This is a genomic window from Faecalibacterium sp. Marseille-Q4164, assembly GCF_017377545.1.
GTDB classification, from domain to species: domain Bacteria; phylum Bacillota; class Clostridia; order Oscillospirales; family Ruminococcaceae; genus Faecalibacterium; species Faecalibacterium duncaniae.
Genome location: NZ_JAFREJ010000004.1, coordinates 88,766 through 101,008, shown reverse-complemented (window position 1 = coordinate 101,008; position 12,243 = coordinate 88,766). Strand labels below are relative to the sequence as shown.

General features: G+C 62.2%; 13 protein-coding genes. 1 reads left to right on the top strand and 12 read right to left on the bottom strand.

What is annotated here, in order from left to right; genetic code table 11:
- Positions 1-10: 10 nt before the first annotated feature.
- From J3352_RS06530 to J3352_RS06475, 12 genes are all read right to left on the bottom strand, one after another.
- Positions 11-973, bottom strand: a complete 963-nt coding sequence (locus J3352_RS06530; protein WP_156066361.1) for a YafY family protein — start codon at positions 971-973, stop codon at positions 11-13.
- 107 nt (positions 974-1,080) lie between these two features.
- Positions 1,081-1,941, bottom strand: coding sequence for a prephenate dehydrogenase (locus J3352_RS06525; RefSeq protein ID WP_156066359.1), 861 nt, complete (start codon positions 1,939-1,941; stop codon positions 1,081-1,083).
- Positions 1,931-3,205, bottom strand: coding sequence for a 3-phosphoshikimate 1-carboxyvinyltransferase (gene aroA / locus J3352_RS06520; RefSeq protein ID WP_156066357.1), 1,275 nt, complete (start codon positions 3,203-3,205; stop codon positions 1,931-1,933). Before aroA ends, J3352_RS06525 begins: the two co-directional genes overlap by 11 nt.
- Before the next feature lies 1 nt (position 3,206).
- Positions 3,207-4,223: a 3-deoxy-7-phosphoheptulonate synthase gene (gene aroF / locus J3352_RS06515; protein WP_005928429.1), complete on the bottom strand. Its 1,017-nt coding sequence runs from the start codon at positions 4,221-4,223 to the stop codon at positions 3,207-3,209.
- A 164-nt stretch (positions 4,224-4,387) separates the two neighbouring features.
- Positions 4,388-4,852, bottom strand: coding sequence for a type II 3-dehydroquinate dehydratase (locus J3352_RS06510; RefSeq protein ID WP_156066355.1), 465 nt, complete (start codon positions 4,850-4,852; stop codon positions 4,388-4,390).
- Positions 4,833-6,095: a shikimate kinase gene (locus J3352_RS06505; RefSeq protein ID WP_156066352.1), complete on the bottom strand. Its 1,263-nt coding sequence runs from the start codon at positions 6,093-6,095 to the stop codon at positions 4,833-4,835. Before J3352_RS06505 ends, J3352_RS06510 begins: the two co-directional genes overlap by 20 nt.
- The gene (gene aroC, locus J3352_RS06500; protein WP_156066350.1) at positions 6,096-7,238 is read right to left on the bottom strand and encodes a chorismate synthase; all 1,143 of its coding nucleotides are present in this window, start codon (positions 7,236-7,238) and stop codon (positions 6,096-6,098) included.
- A gap of 3 nt (positions 7,239-7,241) precedes the next feature.
- Positions 7,242-8,285 (bottom strand): 3-dehydroquinate synthase, encoded by a 1,044-nt coding sequence (gene aroB / locus J3352_RS06495; protein ID WP_005928440.1) that lies wholly within the window; start codon positions 8,283-8,285, stop codon positions 7,242-7,244.
- A complete protein-coding gene (locus J3352_RS06490) occupies positions 8,282-9,352 on the bottom strand; it encodes a chorismate mutase (RefSeq protein ID WP_156066469.1) in 1,071 nt (356 codons plus the stop codon). Before J3352_RS06490 ends, aroB begins: the two co-directional genes overlap by 4 nt.
- A 158-nt stretch (positions 9,353-9,510) precedes the next feature.
- A complete protein-coding gene (locus J3352_RS06485; RefSeq protein ID WP_181967289.1) occupies positions 9,511-9,672 on the bottom strand; it encodes a hypothetical protein in 162 nt (53 codons plus the stop codon).
- Positions 9,673-9,676: 4 nt separating this feature from the next.
- Entirely contained in the window at positions 9,677-10,441 is a 765-nt protein-coding gene (locus J3352_RS06480) for a hypothetical protein (RefSeq protein ID WP_156066348.1), read from the bottom strand.
- An 8-nt stretch (positions 10,442-10,449) separates the two neighbouring features.
- Positions 10,450-11,172: a 1-acyl-sn-glycerol-3-phosphate acyltransferase gene (locus tag J3352_RS06475; RefSeq protein WP_154276838.1), complete on the bottom strand. Its 723-nt coding sequence runs from the start codon at positions 11,170-11,172 to the stop codon at positions 10,450-10,452.
- 195 nt (positions 11,173-11,367) lie between these two features.
- On the opposite strand from J3352_RS06475, the gene J3352_RS06470 reads away from it, so the two are divergent.
- Positions 11,368-12,204, top strand: a complete 837-nt coding sequence (locus J3352_RS06470) for a DUF624 domain-containing protein (RefSeq protein ID WP_117534582.1) — start codon at positions 11,368-11,370, stop codon at positions 12,202-12,204.
- Positions 12,205-12,243 lie beyond the last annotated feature (39 nt).

Sequence of the window (12,243 nt, the reverse complement as noted above, 5' to 3'; positions counted from 1 at the left end):
TCCTTTTTTGTTATTGATGCTGTTCTGCCAGCCGGGCGGTCATCTCCCGCATTCCCTGCCGCACTTCGGGCGGGGCGACCACTTCTATCTTGCCGCCAAAGCCGCAGACCCAGCCATAGAACTGGTCACTGACGCAGATGGGGACATCAAAATGGAAGCAGCCATTCTCCTCGGGTAAAAACATGGGCGTTGCGCCAAAGCGCTCCCGCATGGCACCTTCCAGATCAGCGGTGCACCGTAGGGTAACGCGATGCTCCGGCCCGCCGTACATTCCAAAGTGCTTGCGCAGATAGGCAGGCAGGTCAAGATCCGCAAACTGCTCCTGACCCCGCCGGGGCGCATCCAGCACCCGGACCCCGCTCATCTTGTCCACCCGGTAATGGCGGATGCCCTTTTCGTCGGCAAAGGCAATGAGGTAGTAGCACCCGTTCTCCCAGGCCAGCCGCCACGGGCTGACGGTCCTTTTCTCTTTCTCGCGGCTGTCGGCTTTTCTGTAGAGGAACTCCACCATTTTACCGTTGTTGATGGCCTCGTGCAGGGCATCGATGCTGTACAGCAGGCTCTTGCTGTCGGTCTTGGGGCGGCCCTCCACATAGACCTGACGCTGCAGCTGGCTGCCCTCGTAGTTGGAGCAGAGCTTTTCCAGCTTGTGGATCAGCCGCCTGCTCGTGGTGCCGGATACCACCCGGCTTGCCTGCACGGCATCCACCAGCAGCTTGAGCTCCGCCAGATCAAAGGTTCGGCTGGCAAGGAAATACCCGCCGCCCCGGCCCCGGCGCAGCTTGATGTCATAGCCCAGCGCACCCAGTGCCTCAATATCGCTGTACACGCTCTTGCGCTCGCAGCGGATGCCCTGCGCCTCCAGCAGCTCCACCAGCTGCGGCACGTTCAGCAGGTGGTTTTCATCGGTCTGCTGCTCAAAAATGCGCAATAGCGCCAGCAGCTTGGATTTCTGGCCTTCCTGTTTGGGCATTCGGTACACCTCATTTTTTCGTGTTGTGCCAAACCTCTCAGTCTCGCTTCCAGCTCCCCCCCAGCAGGGGAGCCAGAAAAAAACAGCAGTGCTGTGTGCTGAAAAGGTTACGGCGCTTTCTTATCAAACGCCGCGCGGCGCTGGGTGGACAGGCGGAACATCTCCTCCAGCTTTTCCCGGTCATCGGCCACAAGGGCGTTGCGCATCTCGTTCAGCGCCCCGCTGAACTGGTCGATCTCGGAGATGAGGTTTTCCTTGTTCCAGAGGAACAGCTCCGCCCACATCTTATCGTTGATGCGTGCAATGCGGGTCAGGTCCCGGAAGGAATCGCCGGTGTACTCGCACAGCGAGGTATTGTCGTTGGCGCACATCAGGCTGACGGCGATGGCATGGCAGAGCTGGCTGACATAGCCGATCATCCTGTCATGCTCCTGCACGGTCAGGGTGCAGATATGCTTGAAGCCCAGCACCTCGGCCAGCTCCCTGGCCCACTGAATGGCCTCCGGGGTGTTCTTTTCCGTGGGGGTCACAATGAAGTTGGCCGGGGCAAAATTCACCTCGGCGGCGTGCTCCACGCTGGAGGTCTCACGGCCCGCCATGGGGTGGCTGGCAATGAACTCCACGCCCGGCCTGCACATGGCCTGGATGGGCTCCACCAGACCAGTCTTTACGCCCGACACATCGGTAAAGATGCAGCCCTCCTTCAGCAGGTGGCCGTAGGTCCGGAACCACTCGATCAGGGCCGTGGGGTACAAGCCAAAGATGATATGATCGGCCTGACATACCAGATCCTCAAAATCGTGGGTCTTGCCGCTGGCGATATAGCCGTGGTCGAGGGCATACTGCAGATGGCCCTCACTGCGGTTGATGCCGTCCACATGGAACCCGGCCCTGCTCAGCTCCAAGGCGTACTTGCCGCCCAGCAGGCCCAGACCCACAATGAGATAACGCTTTGATTTATCCAACATGTTCCACCTCCGCGCCCAAAGGCTTGATGGCTTCCAGAAAATCCGGCCAGCTCTTGGCAATGGCCTCGGCTCCGCTGATGGGCAGGGCCAGCCCGGCGGCCAGCGCCAGCACCGCAAGGCTCATCACCACGCGGTGGTCGTTGTGGCCGGAAAGCGGCTGCTCCGGGGCATGGAGCGCTCCGGCACAACCATGGATGGTAATGGTGCCGCCCTCGCTCTCCAGCTGCCCGCCGCAGGCCCGCAGCTCGGTCTCCATGGCCTCGATGCGGTCACTCTCCTTGATGCGGAGACGCTCGGCGTTGCGGATGACTGTGGTGCCCTCACACAGCAGGCCCAGCACCATCAGCACGGGGCCAAGGTCGGGGCAGTCGGCAAGGTCGATGTCCGTTCCGTGGAGCGGGGCCTTTTCAAACACCACGCCCTGCCCGGTGCGGGTGAATCTTGCGCCGCACCGCCGGAGGATCTCCAGAATGGCGGCATCGCCCTGCAAGGTCTCCTCAGACAGGCCGGTGATGGCCACACCGCCGGTCACAGCGCCCAGCACGGCAGGAAAAGCCGCCTGGCTGTAATCGCCTTCCACGGTGTAATCACAGGGAAGATAGTGCTGCCCGCCGGGAATTTCCAGCGTATTTTCATCCAGCCAGCGGCTCTCCACGCCAAAGGCGTGCTGCACCGCGCGGGTCATATCGATGTAGCTCCGGCTCTCCACGGGCGGGATGAGGTGCAGGGTGCTGGTGCCGCCCAGCAGGGGCAGGGCAAACAGCAGCCCGCTGATGAACTGGCTGGACACGTTGCCCGCCAGCTCGTACTCGCCCGGGGTCAGGGCACCTTCCACAGTCAGGCGGTCCGCGCCCTGCTCAAAACGCAGGCCCTGCTGCTGATACAGCGTTTTGTAGACCGACTGGGGCCGCTCCATCAGCCGCCCACGGCCTGTAAAAGTCACTTCCTGCCCGGTCAGGCTGGCCAGTGGGATGAGGAAGCGCAGGGTGCTGCCGCTCTCACAGCAGTCCACGGGGGCATCAACCGGCAGAAAGCGGCCAAGCCCCTCCACCACCGCGTCGTTTTCACCGGTGGTGACACGGGCACACAGTCGGCCCGCCGCGCCCAGCGTGGCAGAGATATCCTTGCTGAAAGCAAGATGATGGAGATGGGAGGTCCCCTTTGCCAACGCCGCGCAGAGCACCGCCCGGTGAGCCATGCTTTTGCTGGGCGGCGCAGCGATCCTGCCCGCCACTGCGCGGGCGCGTTTTACCACCACATCCATCTTACATATCCCGGCCAATGGCCCATGCGACCTGACGGCACTTTGCCATGGCCTGTGCAAAGGCATCCGGGGTCAGGCACTGTGCGCCATCGCTCCATGCGTGGCGGGGATCATAGTGGACTTCCACCTCCAGACCGTCGGCACCGGCGGCCACAGCGGCGATCATCATCGGCTCAACCAGATTGGCCTTGCCGGTGGCGTGGCTGGGGTCCACGATGATGGGCAGATGGGTCTTTTCGTGGATGATAGGCACAGCGGAGAGGTCGAGGGTGTTGCGGGTGTACTTCTCAAAGGTGCGGATGCCCCGCTCGCAGAGAATGACCTGCTCGTTGCCGCCGGCCATGATATACTCTGCGGACATGATCCACTCCTCGATGGTGTTGCACAGGCCGCGCTTGAGCAGAACAGGCTTGTGCATCTTACCCACGGCCTTGAGCAGCTGGAAATTCTGCATGTTGCGGGCACCGATCTGTACCACGTCCACATATTCCTCAAACTCCGGGATCCGGTCCTCGCTCATCAGCTCGGACACGATGGGCATTCCGGTGGCCTCCCGGGCCTTGACCATATCGAGGATGCCCTCGGTCTCCAGACCCTGGAAGGAGTAGGGAGAGGTGCGGGGCTTATAAGCGCCGCCGCGGAACAGGCTTGCACCGCCCGCCTTTACGCCGTTGGCAATGCGCAGTGCCTGCTCCTCGCCCTCGATGCTGCAGGGGCCTGCCATCACGGCGATCTTCTCGCCCCTGCCGATCTTCACGCCGCCGCAGTCGATGATGGAATCGGCGGGGTGGAACAGGCGGTTGGCCCGCTTATAGGGGGCGGACACGCGGGTGACGTTGTCGATCCAGGGGTTGGCCAGCACGTCGCGCTCATCGATCTTGGTGGTATCGCCCACCAGACCGAACACATTGTAATCCTTGCCGGTGATCAGGGTCACATCCAGGCCCTGCTTCTCGAATTTGTCTACGATCTTTTCCAGCTCTTCCTTGGGGGTGCCTTTTTTGGTCGAAATGATCATCTCTTTTGATTCCTTTCCCTTTTCTGAACCTCTCAGTCTCGCTTCGCTCGACAGCTCCCCTAATAGGGGAGCCCTTGGCAAAACCGGGAACTTCTCCTGAATGCCAAGGCCTCTCCTACTAGGAGAGGTGGCAATGCGTCAGCATTGACGGAGAGGTTGTTCATTTACTGCACTAGGTGCGTCTGCGCGCCGCCATCCAGCCGGAGCAGCTGCACAAGGTAGGCGCAGGCATGGAGATATCCGCTGATCCCCTCGCCTGCAAAGCGGCCCTGACAGCCAAAGGAGACCACATCCACGCTGCGGAAGGGCTCCTTGCCGCTGGGGTCGGCCAGCATCACTTCCACGGCGGGCACGCCGCACACCTGCAGCGCTTCCAGAATGGCTACGCTGTAATAGGCGTAGCCGCCCGGGTTGAGGATGATGCCCTCGGCCCGGCCTGCCGCCGACTGGATCTCATCGATGAGGTCACCCTCGTGGTTGGACTGAAAAAAGTCCACCTGAACATCCATCTGGGCACAGCCCGCCTCGATATAATCCAGCAGTGTATTAAAATCGATCTGCCCCTCCATGCCCGGCTCCGTGAACTGGGTCAGGTTGAGGTTGGGACCGTTAATGACTAAAAATTTCATCCAGCGCCTCCATTGCCGCCGTCACGGCATCCGCAGGGGTGGTCTTGTTGGGGATCACAGCATCCGCTGCCGCCAGATAGAGCGGGCGGCGCTGGGCTTCCATGGTTTTCAGGGCCTCTGGGCTGGTGGAAAGGGGCCTGCCGCCGCCCACCAGCAGATCTTCCAGCGGCCGGTCGATAAAGAGCACGATGCCGTTGGCGTGGAGCGCCCGGAGGTTTGCCGGGTCCTTGACCACGCCGCCGCCGCAGGAGATGACCTGCCGGTTCTCCCTGGCAAAGCGGGCGGTCTGCGCGGCCTCCAGCTTCCGGAAGCCTGCCTCCCCCTCAGCGGCAAAGATGTCCGGGATGCTCCGGCCGTCGGCCTTGACGATCTCCTCGTCCAGATCCACAAACCGCTTGCCCAGCCGTTCCGCCAGAGCGCGGCCCAGGGTGGATTTGCCCGAGGAGGGCATCCCGATGAGGGCAATGTTCAGCTGTTCCCGCCGCAGTTCGCTGGTCACACGGGCGATCTCGGCACCGGCATCCTCAAACTTGCGGTCGAGGAAAAATTCTGCCGCATACACTGCCTGCGCCACCAGCATCTCCAGGCCGCCGACGGCAACGGGCACCCCCAGCTCCTCGGCCCGGAGGATGAGCTCGGTCTTATCGGGATTATAGATAACATCGATCACGGCTTCCAGCCCGGGCATGGAGGTGATACCCAGGGCGCTCACGCCCACATTGGGGTACATGCCCACCGGCGTGGTGTTGATGATGATCTGCGCCCCGGTGGTCAGGGCCTGAGCATAAGTCAGCTCTCCCTTTTCGGGGTCGGGATGGCGGCTGACGGTATAGATCTGTTTCGCGCCCCGGTCATGGGCCACGGCCCATGTGGTGTTGTGGGTGCCGCCGGTGCCCAGAATGAGCACGGTCCTGTCCTTGAACTCCACCCCGTGTGCATCGCACAGGTAGGAGAAGCCGGGGTAATCGGTGTTGTAGCCGTAGAGCAGGCCGTTCCTGTTGACGATGGTGTTCACGGCGTTGATGGCCTTGGCGTGGGGGTCGATGTAGGAGCAGTACTCCATGACCACCAGCTTATAGGGGATGGTGACATTGATGGCCCTGAACTGCCGCCGGGTCAGAAAGGCCCGGACTTCCTCTTCCGTGGGCAGGGGGCACAGGTCGTACCGGTAGCCGCAGAGCATCTCGTGGATGACCTTGGAGTAGGAGTGGCCCAGCCGCCCGCCGATGAGTCCGTATTCCATTTACAGCACCTCCTTGCGGTAGCCGGTGGGGTCCTCCATCCAGGCCATGCCGTATTTTGCGGTGAGCAGGTCGCCCACGGCCAGCGCGGCGGCGCAGGTCTGCACAATGGCGGCCCGGGGCACGATGCAGGGGTCGTGGCGGCCCTGAATGGACAGCTCCGCGTCCTTCTTTGCCATATAATCCACCGTGTCCTGCGTTTTGTAGATGCTGGGGGTAGGCTTGACCGCCGTGCGGAACACCACGGGCATCCCGTTGGAGATGCCGCCGTTCAGGCCCGCATTGTGGTTGGTGGCGGTGACGATGCGCTCCCCCTGCATCCGGAAGGCATCGTTGGCCTCCGAGCCCTTCTGGTCCACAAAGCCGAAGCCGGAGCCGAACTCGATGCCCTTGACCGCCGGGATGGAGAAGGCCAGGTGAGCGAGCTTGCTCTCCACGCTGTCGAAATAGGGTTCACCCACGCCTGCGGGCAGGCCCAGAATGGCGGTCTCCAGCACGCCGCCCACACTGTCGCCCTCGGCACCGGCGGCACGAATGGCAGCTTTCATGGGTTCCTCCACACTGCCGTCCAGCAGGGCAAAGCCCTCGGACTTGTTCAGCAGTGTCTCGGCCTGCGCCGCCAGCGCGGCGGGATCATCCAGCGCAAAGGGGGCATCGCTGATCCCGGCACACCGCCCGATGTGCGTCACGATCTCGATCCCGGCCCGGTTCAGGGCTCCCAGCACCAAAGCGCCGCCCGCCACCAGCGCGGCGGTGACGCGGCCCGAAAAGTGGCCGCCGCCCCGGGCATCCTGATAGCCGTGGTACTTGGCGTAGGCGGTGTAATCCGCATGGCCGGGCCGCAGCAGGTCAGCCGTTTTGGCATAGTCGCCGCTGCGGGTGTTCTGGTTTTCGATCATCAGGGCAATGGCGGTGCCGGTAGTGCGGCCGTTGACCACGCCGGACAAAAACTGCACCGCATCCCCCTCCACACGGGTGGTGGAAAGGCCGTCGCCCCGGGCACGGCGCTTGTCCATGCAGGCAGCAAGAAAGGCTTCGTCCACGGGCACGCCCGCCGCCATGCCGTCCAGCACCGCGCCGACAGCCCTGCCGTGGCTCTCGCCAAAAATGGTCAGCGAAAGGTCGCTGCCAAAGGTGTTTTTCATGGCTTACTCCTCCACACCCAGCAGGGGACGCAGGCCCTCCACGGGGATGGTCTCGGCCCGCCAGCAGCCCAGACCCGGCACCTTGATTACCGTGATCTGGCCGCCCTGGGCCTTTTTATCGTGCAGCATCTCGGCCAGCACCTTTTCCTTGTTATAGGTGGTGCGGGTGGGCAGGCCAATGCGGCGGTAGACCGCCCGCACCCGCTTCTGCAGCGCCTTGGATTCGATCATGGGCAGCATCCCCAGCGCCACGCACTCGCCGTGGAACAGGCCCACGGTGCGGCGGCCCTTGATGCCCTTGACGGCCTCGATGCCGTGGCCGATGGTGTGGCCGAAGTTCAGAGCCTTGCGCATCCCGCGCTCGGTCTCATCCTGCTCCACAACGTTCTTCTTGAACCGCAGGCTGCGGTAGATGATCTCGCTGATCTGGGTGTCGATATCGCCCTTTTCAAAGATGGCGAACAGCTCGGGGTCGGCCAGCAGGCCCGCCTTGACCGCCTCCGCCAGGCCGTTGATGTAGTGGCGGCGGGGCAGGGTGGAAAGGGTGGCCGGGTCCACGATGACCAGCTTGGGCTGCCAGAACGCGCCCACGATGTTTTTGGTATCGCCCAGATCCACAGCGGTCTTGCCGCCAATGGAGGAATCGATCATGGAAAGGGTGGTGGTGGGGCAGTTGATAAAATCGATGCCCCGCATGTAGATGGCAGCGGCAAATCCGGCCAGATCACCGACCACGCCGCCGCCCACGGCCACCACCAGGTCGCCGCGGCCCATGTTGAACTCCAGCATCTGCCGGAGCACCGTTTCCAGAATCTTGAAGCTCTTGCTGGCCTCGCCCTGCGGCACCGTGATGATGGTGGATTCCCGGCACTGGTCGGCCACGCGCTGGGCATACTCGGCAGGCACGCCGCTGTCGGTGACAACGGCCACCTTGCGGTCCAGCCGGGCAAACTGGTACAGGTTTTCCAGTGCACCGTTTTTCAGGATGATATCATAACTGCGCTCGCCCAGATTCATGGTGAGCTTTGTCCCGATGAAATCGCTCATTTCGTATACACTCCTAACAGCCGTACCGTGCGGCAGACATGATTCAGCTCGCGCAGCAGCGCGGCGGTCTCGTCGGCTGTGGGATCGCCCACCAGCTCGACGTAAAAATAATACTCAAACGGCACATGGGGCATGGGCCGGCTCTTGATGGACTCCATATTGAAGCCGCTGGCACCGATGATCTGGATCACCTCGGCCAGCTTGCCGGGCTTGTTGTCCACCGTGAACAGCAGCGAGAACCGGTTGCCCGCCGTGGGCTTTTCGCGGCTGAGCACGATAAAGCGGGTGGTGTTGTCGCCGTCGGTGTTGATGCGCGGCACCAACACCTCCAGCCCGTACAGGGCGGCCGTTTCCACGCTGGCAATGGCGGCCTTGGTCCGATCGCCCGTTTCGGCCACATATTTTGCCGCCATGGCCGTGTTGGGCATGGCCGTGGCCGGCAGGCGGAACTGTTTTAAGAACGTCTCGCTCTGGGCAATGGCCTGCTGGTGGCTGTACACATGGGTCAGGTCCGCCAGCTGGGTGCCGGGCAGCACCAGCAAGTTCTGGGAGATGGGCAGATCGTAGACATCCACCACCCACAGATCCGGGTGGTTGTAGCACAGATCCAGCACCGCCGACACATCCCCCGCGTGGCTGTTTTCAAAGGGCACCACGCCGTGGGCGGCATCGCCCTTTTCCACAGCATCGAACACCTCATCCCAGGTGGCATAGCTCACGGCCTCGGCATGGGGAAAGAGCGCCCGGAGCGCGATGTGGGCAAAGGCACCCTCCACACCCTGATAGGCGGCGCGGCTGCGGCCCAGCACCTCGGCCTCGTACTGCTTGGCCACGTCCATCATGTTCTGCACATGGTCCCGGTAATAGGGGCGCAGGGCCGGGTCCCCGATCCGCGCTTCGGCCTTGTCCAGCACCACCTTTTCGCGGGCGGCATCAAAGATGGGCAGGCCGTGGGCCTTTTTGTATTCCGCCACGCTGAGCACCGCCTTCATCCGCCGCTCAAACAGGGCAGCCAGCTGGGCATCCACCGTGTCGATCTCCCGGCGGGCCTGTTCCAGTGCGTCCATCATTCCACATCCTTTGCATTTCGTGATACTGGATTAGTATACCATAACTCGGACACGGAAACAACAAAGGGCGCACGGTTTCAGGGTGGACAACTTTTCAACTAGCACCTGTAAAAAGCGAATAGAATTGAAGAGGTGCCGCCCGTGGCAGCACCTCTTCAGCGTTTCAGATCTTCCCGGCTTCGCGCCGTTCCATAGTATCTCCCATAGGGGTTTTCCAGCTCAGCGGCACGGGGCGGAACAGCCGCGGCAGGCGGTTCCGGCGCGGGGGCCGGGCGGCGGGGCGCGCCTTTTTCCCGGCGCAGGATACGAAACCGCATCGGCTCACCTCTCCGCTTCCACGGTGGAGACTGCCCCGGCGGTCAGTGCCTGCCAGAGCTCCTCGCCTCCCGCAAGGTTCTCCTCGGTGCCGGTGTTCCAGGCTCCGCGCATCCCGACGTAGAAATCCGCAAGATAGGTCTGGCTGTCGCCGCCCTGGGCGTGGGTGGTGTCGGCGCGGTACTCGCCCAGGTCCAGCCCGGTCAGCACCGGGCAGTCCGTCCAGCGGTAGACCATGTTCCACCAGTCGCTGTCGCTTCCGGCTTCGGGCAGGGTGCCGTCCAGATACCGCAGGGAGCCGGTGCTCTCCTGAAAGCCTGCCGGGTCATACAGCAGGAACACCGAACTCAGGCCGCCCGCCACATCTGTGGCCAGCTTGGTGGTGCCCGCCATGGTCAGGTAGGCATCGCTCTCGGTCTGGGTATCCCCGGCAGAATAATCCAGCGTGTAGACATTCAGGGTCACGACCGTTTTGCCGTCGCCGTTCAGGTCCTCGCCGTACCGGGCCAGCTGCTCCTGCAGGGCGGTCACGGTGTCATCCGGCAGGTAGTAGGGGGCCACCGCTGCCACATTATAATCGGGCTTGGTGGTAAAGAAATACTGCCCGATGAAGCTGTAAGCCACAAAGGCCGCTGCAATGCCGATCAGGAGGACCCACTTGAGGTTATAATCCCACCAGTTGGCCCAGCGCTCTTTGCGGGTATACTGTTTTTCCGCCCGCGGGGCAAGGTCTGCGGGGTCGATGTCCCGCTCGTAACGATAGCTTGCCATAGTTCTCCTTACAGTTGGGCCAGAATGGTCTGGCGCACGGCATCGGGCAGCTGCTTCTGTTCCGCCTTGCTCATGCCTGCGGTCTGGATGGCGGGCAGGATGCGCACCCGGATATCGCCGGGCGTGGCCCGCAGGCCGTGGCCCTCAAACAGGCCCCGCGCACCGGAGATGGCCACCGGCACCACGGGCACCCCCGTCTTGATGGCAATGCGGAAGGCACCGGCCTTGAACTCGCCCGCGCCGCCCTCTTCGCCCTTGTAGCGGGTGCCCTCGGGGAAGATGACGAAGCTCCGGCCGCTCTCCACGATGGCGGTGGCATCGTTCAGGGCCTTGACGGAAGCGCGGATGTCATCCCGCTTGACGAACACACAGCCCAGCAGCTTCATCCAGCGGTTGAGCAGGGGGATCTTTTCCAGCTCCTCCTTTGCCAGAATGCCGTGGGGCGCGTCCAGCGCGGTCAGCAGGATGGGGATATCATAGTAGCTGCGGTGGTTGCCCACGAACACGCAGGGCCCCGCCGGGATATTCTTCTGCCCTTCCACCGTCATCCGGGCCCCCGTAACACGCAGGATGCCCCGGCTCCAACGGGGGATGTTGGCCTTGACGATCTGCTCCACCGTGTCCAGATCCCCGGCAGCCAGGGCACGCTCGGCCCGGCGCAGGGTGGCATAGTGCACGATCATATAGCCAAACAGATAAACGAATAACGCAATGGTGCGTAAAATGCTCAAATTCCTTTCCTCCTTCCGGCCAAAAAGGCCAGTATCATTGTAACATACTTTGGGACAAAATGGGAGAGAACACACTTTTTTTACAAATACGTGCTTTTTAGCTTGCAAAATCCACAAAATCCGGGTATATTTATAAGCAGAAAGATAGCACAATGGCATTGCTGCCCATTACAAAAGAGAGGTATTCCGGAACAAATGGGTTTATTTCCTTCTTCTAAAGATTTCAAGGACGGGCCGGGCGTTGAAAAGGACACGCCCCGCAAAACGGGCGTAGGCCGCTTTTTTGAGCTGGTGGGCCGCGATATGAGCGGCATGTTCCTTGCAAACCTGCTCACCTGCATCGGCTTTCTGCCGGTGATCTGCCTGGTGTACATCGGCTTCCTGATGAACAACCTGACCGTGATGATCGTCAGCGCCATTGCGGGCGGCATCCTTGCAGGCCCCGCGCTGGCCGGCATGTATGATACGGTGCTGCGCGCCCTGCGTGACGAGGCCGGTTACTGGTGGACGACTTACCGCCGGGCCTTCCGGCAGAACTTCAAGGCCAGCATCCTGCCCGGCATCCTGTACTGCGTGGTCGTCACAGTGCAGATCTTCCTGGTCTATTTCTGCTTCAACATGCTGTACCACGGCACCAACGTGGGCGTTCCCATGTGGGTGGCCACGGTGCTGAACCTTGTGCTGTTCCACATGCTGTTTTCCTACATGTGGCCCCAGATCGTGCTGCTGGATCAGCCCCTGCGCCTGACGCTGAAAAACAGCCTGAACTGCATGATCGCGTTCCTGCCCCACGCGCTGGCCGCAGCGCTGGTCACCATCCTGTTCTGGGGCCTGGTGATCCTGTGCATGCCGCTGGGCCTGCTGCTGATGCTGGTGTTCGGCTTCTGGTTCCAGTGCGAGATCTGCTGCCAGATCGTCTACGGCGACCTGAACCGGGTGTTCCACATTGAGGAGAGCATCCAGAAGCTCCACGATGCCCAGCTGGAAAAGGAGCTGCGCGCCGAGCGCGGCCAGGACACCCCCGAAGAATAACACTGCGCCGTCCACAGCGCGCAAAGGAGAGAAGTGCGG

Excerpts from the sequence above, each read along its gene's own strand:
- J3352_RS06530 (WP_156066361.1), bottom strand. The coding sequence starts at position 973 with ATGCCCAAACAGGAAGGCCAGAAATCCAAGCTGCTGGCGCTATTGCGC.
- J3352_RS06525 (WP_156066359.1), bottom strand. The coding sequence starts at position 1,941 with ATGTTGGATAAATCAAAGCGTTATCTCATTGTGGGTCTGGGCCTGCTG.
- aroA (WP_156066357.1), bottom strand. The coding sequence starts at position 3,205 with ATGGATGTGGTGGTAAAACGCGCCCGCGCAGTGGCGGGCAGGATCGCT.
- aroF (WP_005928429.1), bottom strand. The coding sequence starts at position 4,223 with ATGATCATTTCGACCAAAAAAGGCACCCCCAAGGAAGAGCTGGAAAAG.
- J3352_RS06510 (WP_156066355.1), bottom strand. The coding sequence starts at position 4,852 with ATGAAATTTTTAGTCATTAACGGTCCCAACCTCAACCTGACCCAGTTC.
- J3352_RS06505 (WP_156066352.1), bottom strand. The coding sequence starts at position 6,095 with ATGGAATACGGACTCATCGGCGGGCGGCTGGGCCACTCCTACTCCAAG.
- aroC (WP_156066350.1), bottom strand. The coding sequence starts at position 7,238 with ATGAAAAACACCTTTGGCAGCGACCTTTCGCTGACCATTTTTGGCGAG.
- aroB (WP_005928440.1), bottom strand. The coding sequence starts at position 8,285 with ATGAGCGATTTCATCGGGACAAAGCTCACCATGAATCTGGGCGAGCGC.
- J3352_RS06490 (WP_156066469.1), bottom strand. The coding sequence starts at position 9,352 with ATGGACGCACTGGAACAGGCCCGCCGGGAGATCGACACGGTGGATGCC.
- J3352_RS06485 (WP_181967289.1), bottom strand. The coding sequence starts at position 9,672 with ATGCGGTTTCGTATCCTGCGCCGGGAAAAAGGCGCGCCCCGCCGCCCG.
- J3352_RS06480 (WP_156066348.1), bottom strand. The coding sequence starts at position 10,441 with ATGGCAAGCTATCGTTACGAGCGGGACATCGACCCCGCAGACCTTGCC.
- J3352_RS06470 (WP_117534582.1), top strand. The coding sequence starts at position 11,368 with ATGGGTTTATTTCCTTCTTCTAAAGATTTCAAGGACGGGCCGGGCGTT.